Raw genomic sequence first — 18,266 nt, forward strand, 5'->3', positions numbered from 1 at the left:
GTCGCGGGCCCTTGGGGCGTTCAGCCTTCGAACGCGTCCGGTCGGCGTGCTCTCAGGCGCCCCGCACGGCCCGTCCCACCCGCGCCCTGAGCTCGACGAACTCGGGCAGGCCGCGGGTGCCGATCTGGTCGCGCTTGCCGGGGAGTTCGACGGGGAGGTCGAGGACGACGCGGGCGCCGGGGCCCGGGGACAGGACGACGACGCGGTCGCCGACGTAGACGCTCTCGTCGATGTCGTGGGTGACGAGGAGGATGGTGGTGTTCTCGGTGCGGTGCACTTCCAGCAGGAGGTCCTCGAGGTCCTCGCGGGTCTGGGCGTCCAGGGAGCCGAAGGGTTCGTCCATGAGCAGCAGCGAGGGGCGGCAGACCAGGGCGCGGGCGATGGCGACGCGCTGCTGCATGCCGCCGGACAGCTGCCAGGGGTGCCGGCGGGCGGCGCCGTCGAGGCCGACGCGTTCCAGGATGCGCTCGGCCTCGGCACGCCGCTCGGCACGCGCCAGTCCGCGGCGGCGCAGCGGCAGGGCGACGTTGTCGCGGACGGTGAGCCAGGGGAAGAGCGAGCGGCCGTAGTCCTGGAAGACGACGGCGAGATGGTCGGGTACACCGGTGACGGGGGTGCCGTCGAGGGTGACCGTGCCCTCGTGCGCGGGCCGCAGCCCCGCGACGGTGCGCAGGAGCGTGGACTTGCCGCATCCCGACGGACCGACGACGCACAGGAGTTGGCCGTCGGGGACGGTGAGGGTGACGTCGCGCAGGACGGGGTGGTCGCCGTAGCGCTGGCCGAGGGCGTCGAGGCGGAGGGTCATTCCGTCGTCCTTCCCCGTCCGAGCAGCCGCCGCTCGACGGCCAGCAGGACAGCGTTGAGGACGTAGCCGAGGACGCCGAGCAGAAGCAGGGCCGCCCAGACGGTGAGGAGGTCGGAGCGGGACTGGGCGTCGGTGAGGGTGAAGCCGATGCCGTCGGCCGTGCCGGGCAGGAGTTCGGAGAAGACCATGAGGATCAGCGAGAGGGAGAGGCTGAGGCGGAGACCGGCGAAGATGTGGGGCAGGGCCGACGGCAGGAGCAGGAAGCGGAGCCGTTCGACGGGGTCGAGGCGGAGCACGGCGGCGACGTCCAGCCGGAGCGGGTCGGTGCCGCGCACGCCTTCCGCCGTGTTGATCAGCACCGGCCATACGGCGCTGAAGGCGATCGCCGTGATCTGCATCGGGGTGCCGAAGTCCAGGACCACGACGAAGACGGGCACCAGGGCCGGCGGTGGCACGGCGCGGGCGAACTGCAGCACCGGGTTGCACAGCGCGTACGCCCGCCGGGACCGCCCGACCGCCACGCCGAGGCCGATCCCGCAGGCGGCGGCGATCCCGAATCCGGCCGCCATCCGTCCCAGGCTCGGCAGGACGTTCCCCACGGCCGCGTCGGTGAGGAAGAGGTGCCGGACGGGCCCGGAGAACCACAGGTCGTGGGCGCGGCGCGCGATACGGCTCGGGGGCGGGAAGTAGACGCTGCCGCGGGCTCGCGCGGCCGACTGCCAGACGGCGAGGGCGAGGAGGAGGACCAGGAGCCGGAGGAGGAGGGCGCGGTGGGTTGCGGGGGAGGAAGCGGCGGAGCGGGACGTGGGGGACGTGCGCCCCGCGCCCCGCCCCTTCCCCCCTGTCACGCCCCCACCTCCCGGCGGGTCGTCCCCCGTCGCTCCGGTGTCCAGGGGAACAGACGGTGTTCGCCCCACACCAGCACGCCGTTGACGGCGAGCCCCAGGGTGCCGGCCCAGACCACGCCCGCGAGGACGTCGCGCGTTCCGTCGGTGGCCAGTCCGGCCTGGGCGATGAAGATGCCGAGGCCCTCGCCGAAGCCGGAGAGGAGTTCGGTGGCGACGGCGAGGATGAGGGCGACGGCCGCGGAGATACGGACGCCGGCGGCGATGAAGGGCGCCGTGGCGGGGAGTTCGACGCGCAGCAGGACCGAGAGCGGGCCGAACCCGAAGGCGCGCAGGGTGTCCTTGGCGAGCGGGTCGGTCTCCCCGAGGCCGTAGATCGTGTTGAACAGGACCGGCCAGACGGAGGCGTACGCGATCAGGGCGACCTCGGTCTCGGTGCCGGTGCCCAGCAGCAGGGACACCAGGGGGATCAGCGCGACGGACGGCAACGGCCGCAGGAACTCGACGATCACGCGTACGGCGGAGTCGACGACCGGCAGGCTGCCGAGCAGCAGCCCGAGCGGTACGGCGATCGCGACGGCGAGACCGAGCCCGAGCGCCCAGGCGCGCAGGGTGGCGCCGACGCCGTTCAGAAAGGCTCGGTCGCCCGCCAACTCGACCGCACGGGCGAGGACTTCGGAGGCGGGCGGGAGGTAGCTCCGCCGCACGAGGCCGGCTCGCCCGACGGCCTCGCAGATCCCGAAGGCGATCAGCGCACCGACCAGCCCCAGCCACGGCTCCCGACGCCGTCCCACCCGCCCGTTCACCTCGGTCACTTCACCAACAGCGTGGCCGGATCGATGTCCTTGGTCAACAACCCCTGTTTCTTCATGAGTTCGGTGAGCCGGCGCAGCTGGGCCGGGTCCGCGGTCGTGGGGTAGGACGGCAGGCGGATGGTCGTGGCCTGCTCCGCAGTCACCTTGGTGTACTTGGGGAGTTCGGCGCGTACCGCGGCCGGGTCGGTGGAGGCGATCTTCGAGGCGGCCTCGATGGCCCGCCGGAACGCGGCCGCGGCCTTGGCATGACCGGTGGCGAACGTCCGTGTGGTGACGTAGCCGCTGATGGGCAGCGCCCCTGCCGGTGCCGTCGCCCCGTCCAGCAGCACCTTCGCCTTCAGCTGCCCCTGGATCGCGCTGTCGAAGGGCTCCACGGCATGGACGGCGTCGACCTGGTTCCGCTCCAGGGCCGGCCCCATCTGCGGGAAGGCGATCTGCCGGTACACGGGCCGGCCGACGCCCTGCCGGTCGAGGATGGCGTTGAGGGTGAGGGACTGGATGTTGTTGAGGATGTTGACGGCGACCTTCTTGCCCGCGAGGTCGGCGATGCTCTTGATGCCGGAGTCCTGGGGCACGAGCACGTCCATCATGTGCGGCGCCGTACGAACGCCCTCGGCGAGGATGCGCAGGTCGAGGGTGCCCTTCTCGTCGGCCTGCAGGAATGTCACGTAGTTCGCGCTCGCGATCACGTCGACCTGCCCCTTGGACAGGGCCGGCAGCGCCTGGATGCTCTGCTGGACGGGCTGGATCCGGACGCTCAGGCCCTCTTTCCTGAACAGCCCGCGGTCCCGGGCCAGGTAGAGAGCGGCCGAGTCGGTCAACGGCAGTGCGGCGACCGTGATTTCGCTCAGTCCACCGCTGTCGGTGGAGCCGGAGCCCCCGCTGTCGCCGCAGCCCGCGAGGAGCAGGGCCAGAGCGGCCAGGGCGGCCGCCGGTCTCCCGGCTCCCGCCACCCCGGATCGACGCCCCGCTCGAACACGGCTTCCCACCCGCAATCGTTGCAACGCCATGCGTGCATGCCTATCAAGGTTTTGTCATGATCACCACAGACAGGGCGAGGGAACCGGGGCTCTTCGACGAGCATGGAAGTGTTCCCCACCCTCATCCGCCCGCCGCGCCGGGCGGACCGGCGGTTTCGCCGCCTTGCCGCCCCTCGGCCGTCACGTCACCGTGGTCCCATGACCGCACCAGAGGCTCCGCCCGTTCCGGACGTCTTCGATCCCCGGCAGTACGCCGCCGACGTGCCGTACGACGCCTACCGCGTCCTGCGCGATCACCACCCCGTGGCGTGGCAGGCGGAGCCGGAGGTGCTGGGCTGGCCGGCCGGGCCCGGATTCTGGGCGGTGACCCGGCACTCGGACGTGGTGCGGGTACTGAAGGACGCGGCGACGTACTCCTCGTACGTGGGGGCGACGCAGATCCGCGACCCCGATCCCGACGACCTGCCCTTCATCCGGCGCATGATGCTCAACCAGGACCCGCCGGGACACGGCAGACTGAGGCGCCTGGTGAGCCGCGCCTTCACCCCCGGCCGGGTCGACCGCTTCACGGCCGTCGCCCGGGAACGGGCCCGCACCCTGCTCACCGAGGCAGTGCGCACGGCCCGCGCGGCCGACGGCACGGTCGATCTCGTCACCGCCGTGACCGACGAGTACGCCCTCCTCAACCTCGCCGACCTGCTCGGCGTCCCGGCCGCCGATCGCGGACTGCTGCTGCACTGGACTCAGCGGATCATCGGCTACCAGGACCCGGACGAGGCGGGCCCGCCCCTGCTGGACGCGGCGGGCAGGCCGGTGAACCCGCGCTCCCCCGCGGCTCTGCGGGACATGTTCGACTACGCGCAGCGGCTGGCCGCGCACAAGCGCCGCCACCCCGCGGACGACGTGCTGACCACCCTCGCCCACGACCCCGAACTGGCCGACGCGGAGCTGGAGATGTTCTTCTTCCTGCTCACCGTCGCGGGCAACGACACGGTCCGCAGCGCGGCACCGGGCGGACTGCTGGCTCTGGCCGAACACCCGGTGGCGTACGAGGGACTCCGCGCCGGCACGTTCGAACTCAGCTGTGCGGTCGATGAGTTGCTGCGATGGCATCCACCCGTGCTCACCTTCCGCCGCACCGCCGCCCAGGACACGGAGCTGGCCGGCCGGCACATCCGCGCCGGTGACAAGGTGGTCGTCTTCCATGCCTCCGCCAACCGCGACGAACGGGTCTTCAGCTCCCCGGACGTTCTCGACCTGGCCCGCACGCCGAACCCGCACGTCTCCTTCGGTGACGGCCCGCACGTCTGCCTCGGGGCGCACTTCGCCCGTCTGCAGCTGCGGGTGCTGTACGAGGAGGTCCTGCGGGAGCTTCCGGTCCTGCGACGGGCGGGACCGGCCCGGCGGCTGACCTCCAACTTCATCAACGGCATCAAGTCGCTGCCGGTGAGGCTGACTTGACCCCTATGCGCGCACCTGGACCAGGGCGTGCGTCCCGCTGGTCCGCCACCGCTGCCCCTCCGCCGCCACCAGTGCGGCCTCCGTGTCCGCGTCCAGGCCGGTGATCACGTCGGACTTCAGTGTGCGCAGCGCGGCCACCGGACCCGGGAAATGCGCGGTGACCTCGGCGAACGGGGTCGTCGGGGGCCACCGGCGATCGCCCACCAGACGGCGGTAGTTGAGGTCGCCCTTGACCACGGTCAGCGCGCCACCGGCGAGTTCCTCACGCAGATCGTCCGGCATGTCCGCGTACGGCAGCGGAGCGCAGGAGAAGGGGTGGGCGCGGACGGTGAGACGGCCGTCGGTCATCGCCGACCAGAGCGTACGGCCGTACCCGGCCGCCGCACCCGGCGCGTCGGCCAGCCGCCGGACCGCGTCGAGGACGTCCGTCGGGGTGGCGTCGGAGACGTAGTAGGGATGGGGCTTCACGTGCAGCACCGCCCGCTCCACGCGTCCGGCGTCGAGGAGGTGGGCGACCAGCAGAAGGTCGGGGACGAGTTCGCGGCCCGCGTTGTCGGCGATCAGGAACAGCGTGCCGGTGCCGGAGGGCGGGAGCAGGGACCACAGGGTGTCGCTGTCGTCGGCCACCAGTCCGGGGACGGCCGCGGCCGTGCCGGCACTCGCGTCGGAGAGCCGGAAGCCGAGGTCGGCGCGGTTGCCCCAGAGGGAGCCGTGGAGCAGGGCCGGCCCCGTGTCCCGCGCGGACAGTCCGTCCAGGGCGGCGAGTTCCTCGTCCGTCTCCGGGGCGTCGAGTTCGGCGAGCTTGAAGGGGCGGAACGGATCGATGCCCTGCCAGGGGCCCGGCCCGAAGTAGCCGACCGCGTCGAGGAGTTGGCGGTAGAAATAGCTCTCCGACCACAGCCACGGCACGTCGTACCAGGAGCGGCCCGCATACGCGGCGAGGCCCCAGGACTCCCAGCGGAGCCGGTCACTCGCGGTCGCCGGGAGCGGTTCGATCACACCCTTGGCGCAGCTGTCGAGGAGCGCGTCGAGCGCGCGGTGCGTCGCGGGGCCGTACGGGAAGGCTTCTCGCACCTGCCGGATGATCGCGGGATGGCGCTCGGCGAGGACACCGCGCGGGAAGGAACCCGGCTCGTTGCCGAGGATCACGGGCGCGGACGGGGCGTGGGGCATGCGGCTCACCGTATCGCGCGGCTCAGACGGTTCCGGGCTCCCGCTCCAGACGCGCGGCGAGGCTCAGATAGCGGGCGCGGCGGGTTACCGGGACCAGGCCGCGGATCATGACCTGCCACATCTCGGCGACCCGGCGGGGCTGGCGGGCGACGGGTTCGAGGGTGCGGCCCACGACCCGGGTGCCGACGAACCAGCTGACCAGGGCATGCGCGGTGGCCTCGACGTCGATGTCCGGGTGGATGTCGGACTCCTTGACGGCGCCGTACAGCTTGCGGGAGGCGAGATCACGCCATTCGGTGAAGGGGTGGGCCAGCGGCGGGCGCACCTCGACCGGACCGGTCGCGAGACGGAGTCCCGCCCGCTGTATCGGCCCCTCGACGGACATGCGGGAGATTCCGAACGTGATGCGCATCAGGGTCTCCAGGGACGAGTAGCCCCGGCTCTCCACCTCCTTCGCCACCTCGCGCGAGGCCCTGGACTGGAGCTCCATGATGGCGTGGGCCAGGTCCTCCTTCGCCGCGAAGTGGAAGTACAGGGCGCCCTTGGTGACTTGGGCGTGCTCGACGATGTCGCTCAGGCTGGTCGATTCGTAACCGCGACGGTCGAACAGTTCTGCTGCGGCTGTGATGATCGTCGCGCGGGTCTGCTCGGCGCGTAACTGCCTCGCCATCGACTGAACTCTCCTGGGACCGGAACCGAACACTCCTGGGAAAGACTTGAACCCTCCCGGGACTGGAAAGAACGGGGCATGCCGTTTGTTTCTTACTCCCCGTACACGATATCTCACGGTGCGACGGCGCGGACGGGGCCCTTTCCGGACCGTCGACTCACCTTAGCTGCCGGGGAGTTGACCCACCGCGTCGCCTCGGGCGGCTCCCGACGACACGTGTAACCCTGTGCTTCCGCAACCGCTGGGCCGCCAGAGTCTGTTGAGGCATTCCCTGCCTCGGCCCTGCGAAAACGGATGACGGCCCGGAGGGTGACGCGTCGGCGCAGGCGGCCGCCAAAGTACAGGGCGACCGGTTGGTTTTCAGAGAGTCGAAGAGTCCCCGCGTCCCGGGCGCCGCCCGGTGAACGCCCGGCGCCGGTCCGCCGTACTCCACGGGAGCAGCCCGTTCCCGCGCCGGCCGAGGAGACGATCCGGATGCCCCGGATAACCGCACACCGCACCGCCCTGGCGGCCGCCTTCGTGACCCCGTTCCTGCTGCCGCTGTGGGCGGCGGGCCCCGCGCAGGCGCACGGCGCGCCCACGGACCCGGTCAGCCGGGCCTACGCCTGCTCCACGGACGGCGGGGCGAACGCGAAGTCGGCGGCCTGCCGGGCGGCCGTGGCCGCGAACGGCGCGCCCTTCACCTTCTGGGACAACCTGCGCGTGGCGGATGTGAACGGGCGGGACCGGCAGACCATTCCGGACGGAAAGCTGTGCAGCGGAGGCCTGCCCGCCTACAAGGGCCTGGACCTGGCCCGCACGGACTGGCCGGCGACGCGGCTGAAGCCGGGCGCGACGCTGACCATGAAGTACGCCTCGACGATCCCGCACACCGGCACGTTCAAGCTGTATCTGACCGAGCAGGGCTACGACCCGACGAAGCCGCTCACCTGGTCGGAGCTGCCCGACCGGCCGTTCGCCACGGTCAAGGACCCGGCGCTGACCAGCGGCGCCTACCGCATCACCGCCACGCTCCCGGCCGATCGGACGGGACGGCAGGTGCTCTACACGATCTGGCAGAACAGCAGCACGACGGACACCTACTACTCGTGCTCCGACGTGGTGTTCCCGGCGGCCGGAGGCGCCGACACCCCGGCCGCCGGGCAGCGGAACGGCGGCACTGCGACGGCCGCGCGGAAGAACAGCGGCTCGCCGTCCCCGACGGCCGAAAAGCGCCGTACGCCGACCGGTCCCGCACAGAGCACGGAGGCGACGCCGGCGCCGTCGCGTCCCGACAGCACCCCCGTCGCCTCCACCGAGACCGCGGACTCGGGCCCGTCCGCGCCCCTGCTGGCGGGCGGCGCCGCCGCGGTGCTGGTGCTCACCGGGGGCGCCGCCCTGGCCCTGCGCCTGCGTCGACGCTGAACCTCGTGACCGCGAAGGTCAGTTGACGTAGACCGTCGCGCCGTTGTCGGTCACCGGGGCGTACTTGGCGGTGAAGTAGCCGCTGCTGAAGCAGAGCGACGAGCCGGACACCTTGGTGAACTGCTGGTTGGTGAAGTTGATGCTGTTGTCGGCGTTGTCGGCCGTGCCGGTCAGGCTGGGGGCCTGGTAGACGCAGGTGATGCTGCCCAGCAGCGTCTTCAGCTTGACCGTGGTCTGGATGGTGGAGCCGCTCGCCGGGCTGACCGTGAGGGCGCCGCCGGAGGCGACGGTGGTGGTGTACGGCAGGTTGTCCACCGTGATGCTGCTGACGCCCGTCACACCGAGGACGTTGCTGGTGCAGCTGCTGCTGTCGAAGGTCTGTCCGCTGACCGACTCGGTGGCCGTGCCCGGCGCCGAGGGGTTGTCCGTGACGGTGGCACTGAACGTCGAGGACGTGCACGACACACCGCTCGTGCCGGTCGCGCTCGAGTACAGGGTGGCGTTGGTGCCGCTGGCCAGCGGGGCGGTCAGGGTGTCGCCGACCGCGACGGCGGTGCCGCCGGCGGAGCCGGTGGTGAGGACCGGGGTGTCGGCCGCCGAGGCGGGGGCGACGGCCGGCAGGGAGAGCGCGGCGACGGTGCCGACGAGGGTGAGAAGGGTGCGAGTGCGCATGCGTCAGTGCCTCTTTCGGAAGTGGGGGTTGTTCGAGGGTGGGTGGAACGTGGGGGGGGTGGCCGGCAACGGTGGGCGCGAGTCGGCGTCCGCCGTTGCCGGCCCGTGACGCCTTCTCCTTACGTCACGGGCCGGCGACGGCGACCGGCCGGCGGTCGGCCGCAGACCCGTGGGGAGGGCCGTCGGCCGGGCCGGCCGGGAAGTCGGCCCGGCGCGGACCAGGGGGGAAGTGCCCGTGCCGGGCCGTGGAGGGTTTGTGTCGGGCGATGAAGCGCCCGCACTGGACAACAGGGGTCCGGGATACGCGGACGATGCCGCGTGGCGGGATCCGGCGCCACGGATCCGGGGGAAGCCAGGGGCAGTTGTAGACCTGATGCTCAGTCAACGTCAAGCGTCCACAAGGGAGTTGACGATCGTTCTAATAGGACGCACAAGAAGAGAGGGACTCCGGTCGACTCGCGACCCATAGGCGACTCACAATCGACACCCTTTTTTCACAACTGCCTTGACCCTCGAAAGTAACCACGGGTAACTTCCTCGCTGGCTACTGCGGAGTACGAGAAAGCCCTTCCACCCGCCGGGAGTTGGAAGGAGCCGTGCGTCCGCAGGCTGTCCGCGCCAGGACAACGCGCCGCTGACGCCCAACCCGCACTGACTATGCACATGGGAGCAGAAATGGCCTCGTCCCCGGACGTCACCTCGTCCGCCGACCTCACCCCCGAGAACCCCGAAAGCGGTTCCTCGTCCGAGCCCGCCAGACGCGGCCGGGTTCGCGCCCGTCGCGCCGCGGTGATGGCGGTGCCCGCCGTCGCCGCCCTCGCCGGCCTGGGCATCCTCACCGCCCAGGGCGCCCTGGGGGTGTCGTTCTCGATCTCCGGCATGCCCTTCACCGTGACCGCCAAGTCGCTGGACGGCACCGGCTTCGAGCAGTTCGGCGCGCTCGACAGCATGATCGACAACAGCCCGAACGCGGGCGACACCGGCGGTCAGGTCCTGGTCGTGACCTCCGCGATCAGGAACGCGACGCTGGACAGCCTCTGCCAGAGCGTGGACCTGGGCGGTACGAACCTGCTCATCACCGCGGGCAGCGGCTCCTCGAAGGTGCAGGCGAGCAACCTGACCACCGACTCGACGCAGCTGACCGGTGACGCCTCGTTCAACAACATCGAGATCGGCAACGACGCGAGCACGCTCAACAAGGCCGGGGTCAAGGGTCCGGAGGGTGTCTTCAGCCAGCAGGCCGACACCGTCCACATCGACAACCTGCGGCAGACCAACTACGCCACCACCGCAGGCGTGTTCAAGCTTCCGGGCCTCAAGCTCCGGTTCAGCGACTCGGGTTGCTGATGTCGGGCACCCCGAAGCAAGGGTTCGGTCCCGCCTTCCGTCGCTGGCGGGCGGGCCGGCCGTTCTGGGGCGGGCTGCTGCTCACCCTGGGCGGGGCGGAGATCCTGCTCACCGAGAAGGCCTCGCTGAAGGTCATCATGCACATCGGCATGCAGGGTCTGGCCGGCTACCTGCTGCCGGTCGTGATGGTGCTGTGCGGGCTGCTGGCGCTGCTCAGCCCCGGTCAGCGCCTGTTCTACTCGATCATCGGCGTCATGTCCTCGCTGGGCACGTGGCTCACCTCGAACCTGGGCGGCTTCTTCATCGGCCTGCTCCTGGGCGGTGTGGGCAGCTGCCTCATCTTCGGCTGGCTGCCCGACCAGGAGCCGCGCCGCAGTCGCCGGCAGCGCCGGAAGGAAGCGGAGGCGGGGGCGACCCCGGAGGCGGTCCAGGTGCCGTAGCCCGGCCGTGGACCGCCACCGGACGGCCGCGGAACAGCCGTAGGACACACGTGCAGGCCGACCCGGAGTCGTATCCCGGGTCGGCCTGCACGTGTGCGTGGGTGCGGCGAGCGGTGGCTCAGGAGGCCGCGGCTCCCTTGGTGACCTCCGTCGGCTCCACGACCGTCTGCGCGGGTGTCGCGGCGGGGGCCTCGTCCTTCATCGCCTTCGCCTCGCTCTTGAGGATGCGCATCGACTTGCCCAGGGCGCGGGCGGTGTCGGGCAGCTTCTTCGAGCCGAAGAGCACGATCACGACGATGGCCACGATCAGCAGGTGCCAGGGTTCCAGTCCGTTGCGGAGCATGCCGCACCCTCCCTTTCCTCAACTACGTCAACGTCGGCGAAGGACGGTTGGCGTTGCTCGCACACCCGTCAACGGTTGCCACTTTGCGCAACTGTACAACCAAGGGGTGGGCGTGCCGAGTCCCCGTCTCATCCGTGCCGTCGCTCGTACCAGGCCCTGGCCGCGAGCAGGGCCAGCGCGTACAGGGCGAGGACGACGGTGAGCAGGACGTGGTAGGCGGCGGGCAGGGCCGTCAGGCCGAGGGCCGTGCCGAGCGGGCTGAGCGGCAGCAGGAGGCCCACGGCCGCGAGACCGGTGGCGGACCAGCCGAGCGGGCCGGGCGCGCGGCCCTCGGCGAGCCGCCGGCCGGTGCGCAGCAGGAGCATCACCAAAGCCTGGGTGAGCAGGTTCTCGGTGAACCAGGCGGAGTGGAAGACGGGGGCGTCGTCCACCGCTTCGGAACCGGGCAGGGCGAGGGCGAGGACGGCGAAGGTGGCGAGGTCGGCGACGGCGTTGAGGACACCGAAGCCGGTGATGAACCGCAGGAACGCCCCTGGTCTCAGGCCGGCCGGGCGGCGCAGGGCGGCGGCGCCGGGGCGGTCGTGGGCGAAGGCGAGCTGGGCTGCGTCGAAGCAGAGGTTCTGCACCAGCACCTGGGCCGGGAGCATCGGCAGGAACGGCAGCAGCAGGCCGGCGGCGAGCATCGCCAGGACGTTGCCGAGGTTGGAGGAGAGCGTCACGCGCAGATACGAGGCGATGTTGCCGCTGCTGTGGCGGCCCGCGGTGACCGCGTGCCCGATCGCCGTGAGGTCCTTCGCCGCGAGCACGACGTCGGCGCTCTCCCGGGCCACGGCCACGGCGTCCCGCGGCGCGATCCCGACGTCCGCGGCACGCAGCGCGGGCACGTCGTTGACGCCGTCCCCGAGGAAGCCGACGGTGTGCCCGGCGGCCCGCAGCCCGGCGACGACACGGGCCTTGTCGTCGGGAGTACAGCGGGCGACCACGACGGCGGAGCCCCCCGGGGACTTCGCTCCGGCGACCACCGGGGCACCTTCGGCAGTCGCCCCGAAGACGGCTGCCGCCACGGCGGTGCGCGCGGCGGCCGGGTCCAGAACGTCCGTCGCCAGGTGCACCTGTCCCGGGTCCAGGCCCAGGTCCCGGCAGACGCGGGCCGTCGTCGCCGGGTGGTCGCCCGTCAGGACGAGTACGGCGACGCCTTGTGCGGCCAGGGCGCGCACCGCCTCGGACGCGCTCGGCGCCAGGGCGTCTCGGAAGGTCACGAAACCGCGGAAGTCGAGGCCCTGTTCGTCGGCGGGCCTGCGGTCGCGGGGGCGGGCGGGGCGCCGCCCGGTGGCGACCGCGAGCAGCCGTAGCCCCGACTCGGCCTCGCGCGCGGCGAGGGCGAGCAGCCGGTCCCGCTCCGGGGGTGTCGTGGCACACCGGTCGAGTACGGCCTCCACGGCGCCCTTGACCACGACGGTGTGCGTGCCGGGACCGGGACCCCGTACGACCGCGGTGGCCAGCCGCCGCACCGGGTCGAAGGGGACGGCGCCCACCCCGTCGTACTCCTCGCCGGCCTCTCCCGCCGCCTGGAGCAGCGCCTCGTCGAGGGCGTCCGGGGCGGGGAGTTCGGCGAGCTGCAGGCTCCACCAGGCGCCGACGGCGGCCCAGCGCAGGACGTCGGGGTCCTCGTGGCCGGCCGGGCCGAGGGAGCGTACGACGACCGGCCGGTCCTGGGTGAGCGTGCCGGTCTTGTCGACACACAGGACGTCGACCGCGCCCAGGTCGTGCAGGGCGGGCAGCCGTTTGACGATCACGTCGTGGCGGCGGGCGAGCAGCGCGGCGCCGCGGGCGAGGCAGGTGGTGACGATCACGGGCAGCATCTCGGGCGTGAGCCCGACGGCCACCGCGACGGCGAACGGCAGCGTCTCCAGCCCCCGCCCGCGCAGGGCCGCGCCCGCCATGAGCACCAGCGGCGGTGTCAGCAGCATGAACCGGATCAGCACCCAGGAGATGCCGTGCACGGAACGGTCGAAGGAACTGGCCTCCGGCGGCGCCGTCCCACCGGAGCGGCCGGCGCGCCGTCGCCGTGCGGCCCGCGGTCCGACGTCGTAGGCGGCGCCCAGCCGGGTGCGCGGGCCGGTCGCCAGGACGACGGCGGTGGCGCTGCCCGTCACGACGCCGCTGCCCTGGTAGCAAAGGTGGGGCTCCCCGAAGGGGCCGTCGACCGGTGCGGCGGGGGTCTCGGCGGCGGACTTGGCGACCGGCGTGCTCTCGCCGGTGAGCGCGGCCTGGTGCACGGTGAGACCGCGGGAGCGCAGCAGCCGTATGTCCGCGGGCACGAGGTCGCCGGGGCCGAGCCGGATCACATCGCCGGGGACGAGCTCGGCGACGGGTATCTCCCGGGCCGTCTGTCCGCCCTCGCCGCGGCGCCGCAGCACGGTGGCGGTGCCGGCGACCAGGCCGCGCAGCGCGTCCATCGACCGGTCGGCCCGGTGCTCGCCGCTCGCCCGCAGCACACAGCTGACGGCGACCAGGGCGAGGATGACGGCGGCGGTGCCCCAGGAGGCGACGGCGGCGGACACCAGGCCGAGGACGAGCAGGACGGCGGTGAAGGGGTCCCGCAGACCGCGTACGCAGCGGCGCGCCCAGGAAGGGGTGCGCAAGTCGGGCAGGGTGTTCTCGCCGGCCTGCGCCAGCCGGACCGCGGCCTCGGCGTCGGTCAGCCCGCGCGGGCCGGTCTCCAGGTGCCGCAGCACCTGCAGCCGGGTGCCGCCGGCGGGCTCAGAGGCCACGGAGGCGGGGCACCGGGATGTCGCCCTCACGGCCGGAGAGCCGGTCCACCATGAGCCGTACGACGTCCACGACGTCCGGGTCGTCGACCAGGTACACCTGACGCCGGCCCTCGCGGCGGGCGCGGACCAGACCGGCCAGCTTGAGCTTGGTCAGGTGCTGGCTGACGGCGGGCAGCGCGCCGCCGACGCGCTCCGCGAGCCCGGTCACATCGCTCTCGCCCTGCGCCAGCGCCCACACGATGTGCAGCCGGGCGGGCGAGGCCAGCAGCCCGAAGGCCGCGGCCGCGCGGTCGAGCACGTCGGCGGAGGGGTCCTCGAAGCCACTGCCGGCTGCCGCCACGTCGTCGCTCTCCTGTTCGGGTCCTGTCGTACGAACCGCACCAGTTTAGGCGCCGTGCCCCGGCCCACCGGCCCCGAGAGGTGGCCGGAAACCATTCCGGCCCGATGGCGTTCGACATGCAAACGGTCTGTCGCGGTCCGCAAACATCACGAAGCGGCAGCAGTAACTCACTGAAAGTGGCTGCTCACTTGACTACCGGCGGTCACACGCGATTGGCTCCGGCCAGCGAGAGTCGCCAGGACGGCGTACGACCCGTCGGAGGTCGTCCGGAGCCGCACTCGCGCTGTTCCTCCAGCTCGGCCGCACAGCGAGGTGCCGCACTTCGATGAAGACTCCTCCCCCACCGTCTGCCTCCCACAGACCGGTTCGTCTCGCGGCACTGGCCGTGGTCGCCGGGCTGCTCGTGGCGGGCTGTTCAGCCTCCGGCGACCGGTCGGACTCCAGCGCCGGTTCCGTCGGAAAGGCGGGCGGCAACTCCCGTATCAAGATCACCATGGTGACGCACGGCGCGAAGGGCGACGCCTTCTGGGACCTGGTGCGCAGGGGCGCCGAGGCGGCCGCGGCCAAGGACGGCGTGGACCTGACCTACGCCAGCGACCCCGACATGGCCGGCCAGGCCGAACTGGTGCGCGACGCGGTCCGCGCCAAGGCCGACGGCATCGCCGTGACCCTCGCCAAACCGCAGGCGATGAAGACGCCGATCGCCGCGGCGCGGGCGGCGGACATACCCGTGGTCGGCATCAACTCCGGTATCGACTCGTGGCAGTCCGAGGGGCTGCTGGAGTACTTCGGCCAGGACGAGAGCGTGGCGGGCCAGGCCGTCGGCAACAAGCTGGACGCCCTGAAGGTCAAGCACGCCCTGTGCGTCATCCACGAGCGCGGCAACGTCGCCCTGGAGGCCCGCTGCGCCGGTGTGAAGAAGACCTTCGGCGGCCGGACCGAGAACCTCTACGTGGAGGGCACCGACGCCACCGCGACCACCGCCGTGCTCACGGCCCGGCTGCGCCAGGACCCGACGATCGACGAAGTGGTCACCATGGGCGCGCAGTTCGCGCTGCTCGCCGTCAAGTCGGTGGGGGCGTCCGGGAGCCGGGCGAAGGTGGCCACCTTCGACCTCAACAACAACCTGGTCAAGGCCGTCCAGAACGGCAGTGTCCAGTTCGCCGTGGACCAGCAGCCGTATCTGCAGGGCTACCTCGCGGTGGACGGGCTGTGGCTGTACCGGACCAACGGCAACATCAGCGGCGGCGGGGTCTCGCCCGTGCTCACCGGGCCGGCGTTCGTGACGAAGGCGAACGTGGCCGCGGTCGCCAAGTTCGCGGCGGGCGGTACCCGCTGAGGGGCCGCCGCGCGACAGTTCACGGCTCATTGTCTCGAAAGATTCTCCGGGCCCGTGGCTCATGCGGTCACTTGTACGGATAGCATCCTGTGCACCCCTTCTCTCCCCGCTCACGGCCACCCCCGTTGCCTGCTCTCCTCTCCGCTCCCGCTGATCGCCTAGGACGACGATGTCTCCACGGACAGGTGCCCGGCCCCGCCGTCTCGGCTCCATACGTCTCTCCCTGATCCTGCTGGCCCTGGTGCCCAGCGTCACGCTCGCCGCCATGTGGGGCGTGACGACGACGCAGATGTTCACCGAGGGCCTGCGGCTGCGCGGACAGACCCAGCTGAGCCGGTCCACCGGCGCGATGGGCACCGAGGCCACGCTCGCCCTGCAGCGGGAGCGCAGCCTGTCGGCGGCCTGGCTGTCCGGCGACCCCCGCGGCTCCCGGGCCGCCCTGGAGACGCAGCGCCGGGCCACGGACAAGGCGGTCGCCAAGCTGGTCGGCCAGTCCGACGCGATCAACAAGGCGCCCGCGCGCATCTCGGACCGGCTGTACTCGGTGCTCGGCTCGGTCGGCAGCCTCGAGTACTACCGGGGCCAGGTGGACAACCCGACCGACATCACCCCCGCGCAGGCGCTCGGCCAGTACGGCTCGATCATCGACGACCAGATCCATGCCTTCCAGGAGCTGTCCCAGGTCGACGACGGCGACCTCACCTCGCAGGCCGGCCCGCTGGTGGCGCTGGAGCACGCGGCGGAGCTGGTCGCGCAGGAGGACGCGCAGCTCACCCTCGCCTGGCCGACGGGGAAGCTGACGGAGAAGGAGCGGTCGGCGTTCTCCGAACTGGTCGCCAGCCGGCGCTGGCTGGTGGAGGACCAGATCGTGCCCTCGCTGCAGGGCGGCGCGAAGACCGAGACCGAGCGGATCCTGCAGAGCCCCGAGTGGCGGACCGTCCAGGACATCGAGGACCAGGTGCTCGCCGCCCGGCCCGGCTCCGACGGCAAGGCGGCGCTGCCCGACGCGCGGGACAGGTGGGCGGCCGCCTTCGCGACGGTCGGCGACGAGTACGGGCGGATGATCCGGTCGCAGACGTCGGTGCTGCTCGACCGCAGTGCCGACAAGGCGCACAACCTGCTGCTGACCGCCGCCTCGCTGAGCGCGGGCGGACTGATCGCCCTGCTGCTGTGCGTCGGCATGTCCTGGCGGATCACCCGCTCGCTGTCCCGGCGGCTGCGGGGCCTGCGGGAGGCCACCCTGAGCCTGGCCGAGGAACGGCTGCCGGACGTGGTGGCGCGGCTGGACCGGGGAGAGAAGGTCGACGCGGACGAGGCGACACCGCCGCTGGACTACGGACGGGACGAACTCGGCCAGGTGGCACGGGCGTTCAACAAGGCGCAGCGCACCGCGGTGCACACCGCCGTCGAACTCGCCGACACCCGGCGCGGATTCCAGAAGGTCATCCTCGGCATCGCGCGCCAGTCGCAGAACCTGGTCAACCTGCAGCTCACCAAGCTGGACACGCTGGAGCGCGAGCACACCGACCCGGACGTCCTCAAGGGCCTGTACGAACTGGACTCCACGGCGAGCCAGTTGCGGCGGTACGAGGAGAACCTGGTCATCATCAGCGGCGAGCAGCCGCGGCGCAGCTGGCGGGAGCCGGTCGCATTGATCGACATCATGCGCAGCGCGGTCGGCGAGGTCGCCGAGTACGCGCGCGTGGAGGTGCACACCGACGAGGACGTGTACCTGGCGCCGCCCGCCGTGGCCGACGTGATCCACTTGCTGGCCGAGCTGATCGACAACGCGACCGCGTACTCCCCCGCGCCGGCGCCGGTGTCCGTGCGGGCCGCGCTGGTCGCCAAGGGGCTCGCCGTGGAGATCGAGGACCGCGGGCTCGGCATGTCAGAGGAGGACTACGCCTCCTTCAACGAACAACTGGCGGTGGAGCCCCAGTTCGACGTCGTCGCGCTCGCGGACGACCTGCGTCTGGGCATGTTCGTCATCGCCCGCCTCGCCACCCGCCACGGCATCGCGGTCACCCTGCGCCCGTCGCCGTACGGCGGCACGACGGCGATCGTCCTCGTCCCGCACGACATCGTCGTACGGGAGGCGCCGGAACCCGGCGCCGCGGACGCGGCCCTCGGCCGCGCGGGGCTCGCGAGCGCCGGGACCGCGTCGGCCCACGGCCAGGCCGCATACGCCGACGGTGGGCACACGCGGGCGACGGAGACCGACCCGTCGGGCGAGCCGGACCACACGGCGCCCCGGTCCCCGGACACCGCCCGCCGGGACGAGACGACCGACACGGGGACCCGGCACGCCGAGGCCACCGGATACACGGAGGGCGCCTGGCCCGCCGAGGCCACCGGGTACGCGGAAGGCACCTGGCACGCGGGAGGCTCCGAGCACGCGGGCACGGCCGAACGCCCTGTGGGCACCGAACGTCCGACAGGCACCGAACGTCCGACGGGCGCCGGACGGAGGGCGGAGGCCGTGCGTTCGGGGGACGCCGACGGCGGGGCGGACGCCGAGCGCGGGTATTTCGGCGAACTCGGTGACCCGGGCGGGCTCGGGGAACGCGAACCCGGCGCATTCGGCGGCCAGGACGACCGCGCCGGCCTCGCCGACCGCGCCGACCGCGGACCTCTGGGCGCGCACGACACGGACACCGACCCCGGCCGAGACGCGGGGGTACCCGACCGCGGGCGTCTGGACAGACTCACCGCGTACAGCAACCGGCTGGCGAGGACCAGACGCATCGAAGAGGCCGTCTGGGCGAGGGACGCCAGGGCGGCGTCGGACCCCGGCCGGACCGACGCGGACGACCCGGCCCGCACGGCGGGCACCCACCGTGCGGGTGAGGGCGGCGCCG

General features: G+C 72.3%; 15 protein-coding genes and 1 pseudogene. 6 read left to right on the plus strand and 10 right to left on the minus strand.

Annotated features, from left to right (window positions below; genetic code table 11):
* Positions 1-52: 52 nt before the first annotated feature.
* From ACQF4J_RS12545 to ACQF4J_RS12560, 4 genes are read right to left on the minus strand one after another with little or no spacing between them, the layout of a single operon-like run.
* The gene (locus ACQF4J_RS12545; protein ID WP_351799531.1) at positions 53-805 is read right to left on the minus strand and encodes an ABC transporter ATP-binding protein; all 753 of its coding nucleotides are present in this window, start codon (positions 803-805) and stop codon (positions 53-55) included.
* Complete coding sequence (locus ACQF4J_RS12550; RefSeq protein ID WP_427165637.1) at positions 802-1,653, minus strand: ABC transporter permease; 852 nt, start codon at positions 1,651-1,653, stop codon at positions 802-804. The genes ACQF4J_RS12545 and ACQF4J_RS12550 overlap by 4 nt, the downstream gene beginning before the upstream one ends.
* Positions 1,650-2,465 carry an ABC transporter permease gene (locus tag ACQF4J_RS12555; RefSeq protein ID WP_427165638.1) on the minus strand — a complete coding sequence of 272 codons (816 nt, stop codon included), beginning with the start codon at positions 2,463-2,465 and terminating at the stop codon, positions 1,650-1,652. The genes ACQF4J_RS12550 and ACQF4J_RS12555 overlap by 4 nt, the downstream gene beginning before the upstream one ends.
* Positions 2,462-3,418, minus strand: a complete 957-nt coding sequence (locus ACQF4J_RS12560; protein WP_351799526.1) for an ABC transporter substrate-binding protein — start codon at positions 3,416-3,418, stop codon at positions 2,462-2,464. Before ACQF4J_RS12560 ends, ACQF4J_RS12555 begins: the two co-directional genes overlap by 4 nt.
* A gap of 225 nt (positions 3,419-3,643) precedes the next feature.
* Between ACQF4J_RS12560 and ACQF4J_RS12565 the strand changes: the two genes are divergently transcribed.
* Positions 3,644-4,906 carry a cytochrome P450 gene (locus ACQF4J_RS12565; protein WP_427165639.1) on the plus strand — a complete coding sequence of 421 codons (1,263 nt, stop codon included), beginning with the start codon at positions 3,644-3,646 and terminating at the stop codon, positions 4,904-4,906.
* A 3-nt stretch (positions 4,907-4,909) separates the two neighbouring features.
* On the opposite strand, the gene ACQF4J_RS12570 is transcribed toward ACQF4J_RS12565, so the two are convergent.
* The gene (locus ACQF4J_RS12570) at positions 4,910-6,079 is read right to left on the minus strand and encodes a damage-control phosphatase ARMT1 family protein (RefSeq protein WP_351563195.1); all 1,170 of its coding nucleotides are present in this window, start codon (positions 6,077-6,079) and stop codon (positions 4,910-4,912) included.
* 22 nt (positions 6,080-6,101) lie between these two features.
* Positions 6,102-6,749, minus strand: a complete 648-nt coding sequence (locus tag ACQF4J_RS12575; RefSeq protein ID WP_351563193.1) for a ScbR family autoregulator-binding transcription factor — start codon at positions 6,747-6,749, stop codon at positions 6,102-6,104.
* 474 nt (positions 6,750-7,223) lie between these two features.
* Between ACQF4J_RS12575 and ACQF4J_RS12580 the strand changes: the two genes are divergently transcribed.
* Positions 7,224-8,153 (plus strand): lytic polysaccharide monooxygenase auxiliary activity family 9 protein, encoded by a 930-nt coding sequence (locus ACQF4J_RS12580; protein WP_427165640.1) that lies wholly within the window; start codon positions 7,224-7,226, stop codon positions 8,151-8,153.
* Positions 8,154-8,171: 18 nt separating this feature from the next.
* On the opposite strand, the gene ACQF4J_RS12585 is transcribed toward ACQF4J_RS12580, so the two are convergent.
* Complete coding sequence (locus tag ACQF4J_RS12585) at positions 8,172-8,825, minus strand: Tat pathway signal sequence domain protein (RefSeq protein WP_351563189.1); 654 nt, start codon at positions 8,823-8,825, stop codon at positions 8,172-8,174.
* A 675-nt stretch (positions 8,826-9,500) separates the two neighbouring features.
* Here ACQF4J_RS12585 and ACQF4J_RS12590 point away from each other — a divergent pair.
* Together ACQF4J_RS12590 and ACQF4J_RS12595 are read left to right on the plus strand one after the other, a co-directional pair.
* The gene (locus ACQF4J_RS12590; protein ID WP_351563187.1) at positions 9,501-10,172 is read left to right on the plus strand and encodes a DUF6230 family protein; all 672 of its coding nucleotides are present in this window, start codon (positions 9,501-9,503) and stop codon (positions 10,170-10,172) included.
* Positions 10,172-10,612, plus strand: coding sequence for a DUF6114 domain-containing protein (locus ACQF4J_RS12595; RefSeq protein ID WP_351563185.1), 441 nt, complete (start codon positions 10,172-10,174; stop codon positions 10,610-10,612). Before ACQF4J_RS12590 ends, ACQF4J_RS12595 begins: the two co-directional genes overlap by 1 nt.
* A gap of 118 nt (positions 10,613-10,730) precedes the next feature.
* On the opposite strand, the gene tatA is transcribed toward ACQF4J_RS12595, so the two are convergent.
* The 3 genes from tatA to ACQF4J_RS12610 all read right to left on the minus strand — a co-directional run bounded on the left by tatA (position 10,731) and on the right by ACQF4J_RS12610 (position 14,069).
* A complete protein-coding gene (gene tatA / locus ACQF4J_RS12600) occupies positions 10,731-10,955 on the minus strand; it encodes a Sec-independent protein translocase subunit TatA (protein WP_351563183.1) in 225 nt (74 codons plus the stop codon).
* Positions 10,956-11,083: 128 nt separating this feature from the next.
* Positions 11,084-13,759 (minus strand): magnesium-translocating P-type ATPase, encoded by a 2,676-nt coding sequence (gene mgtA / locus ACQF4J_RS12605; RefSeq protein WP_427165641.1) that lies wholly within the window; start codon positions 13,757-13,759, stop codon positions 11,084-11,086.
* Positions 13,719-14,069, minus strand: a complete 351-nt coding sequence (locus tag ACQF4J_RS12610; RefSeq protein WP_351563179.1) for an ArsR/SmtB family transcription factor — start codon at positions 14,067-14,069, stop codon at positions 13,719-13,721. The genes mgtA and ACQF4J_RS12610 overlap by 41 nt, the downstream gene beginning before the upstream one ends.
* A 325-nt stretch (positions 14,070-14,394) precedes the next feature.
* Here ACQF4J_RS12610 and ACQF4J_RS12615 point away from each other — a divergent pair, with 325 nt between their 5' ends.
* Positions 14,395-15,408 carry a substrate-binding domain-containing protein gene (locus ACQF4J_RS12615; RefSeq protein ID WP_427165642.1) on the plus strand — a complete coding sequence of 338 codons (1,014 nt, stop codon included), beginning with the start codon at positions 14,395-14,397 and terminating at the stop codon, positions 15,406-15,408.
* Between the two features lie 169 nt (positions 15,409-15,577).
* Positions 15,578-17,560 (plus strand): annotated as a pseudogene (locus tag ACQF4J_RS12620) (nitrate- and nitrite sensing domain-containing protein); the annotation flags it as partial.
* Between the last annotated feature and the right edge of the window lie 706 nt (positions 17,561-18,266).

The organism is Streptomyces sp. C1-1 (genome assembly GCF_050214755.1).
In the GTDB taxonomy this organism is placed as follows: domain Bacteria; phylum Actinomycetota; class Actinomycetes; order Streptomycetales; family Streptomycetaceae; genus Streptomyces.

What these genes read in the sequence shown, in the direction of transcription:
- ACQF4J_RS12590 (WP_351563187.1), top strand. Translation starts at nt 9,501, where the DNA reads ATGGCCTCGTCCCCGGACGTCACCTCGTCCGCCGACCTCACCCCCGAG.
- ACQF4J_RS12615 (WP_427165642.1), top strand. Translation starts at nt 14,395, where the DNA reads ATGAAGACTCCTCCCCCACCGTCTGCCTCCCACAGACCGGTTCGTCTC.
- ACQF4J_RS12585 (WP_351563189.1), bottom strand. Translation starts at nt 8,825, where the DNA reads ATGCGCACTCGCACCCTTCTCACCCTCGTCGGCACCGTCGCCGCGCTC.
- ACQF4J_RS12545 (WP_351799531.1), bottom strand. Translation starts at nt 805, where the DNA reads ATGACCCTCCGCCTCGACGCCCTCGGCCAGCGCTACGGCGACCACCCC.
- ACQF4J_RS12575 (WP_351563193.1), bottom strand. Translation starts at nt 6,749, where the DNA reads ATGGCGAGGCAGTTACGCGCCGAGCAGACCCGCGCGACGATCATCACA.
- ACQF4J_RS12565 (WP_427165639.1), top strand. Translation starts at nt 3,644, where the DNA reads ATGACCGCACCAGAGGCTCCGCCCGTTCCGGACGTCTTCGATCCCCGG.
- ACQF4J_RS12570 (WP_351563195.1), bottom strand. Translation starts at nt 6,079, where the DNA reads ATGCCCCACGCCCCGTCCGCGCCCGTGATCCTCGGCAACGAGCCGGGT.
- tatA (WP_351563183.1), bottom strand. Translation starts at nt 10,955, where the DNA reads ATGCTCCGCAACGGACTGGAACCCTGGCACCTGCTGATCGTGGCCATC.
- ACQF4J_RS12595 (WP_351563185.1), top strand. Translation starts at nt 10,172, where the DNA reads ATGTCGGGCACCCCGAAGCAAGGGTTCGGTCCCGCCTTCCGTCGCTGG.
- ACQF4J_RS12580 (WP_427165640.1), top strand. Translation starts at nt 7,224, where the DNA reads ATGCCCCGGATAACCGCACACCGCACCGCCCTGGCGGCCGCCTTCGTG.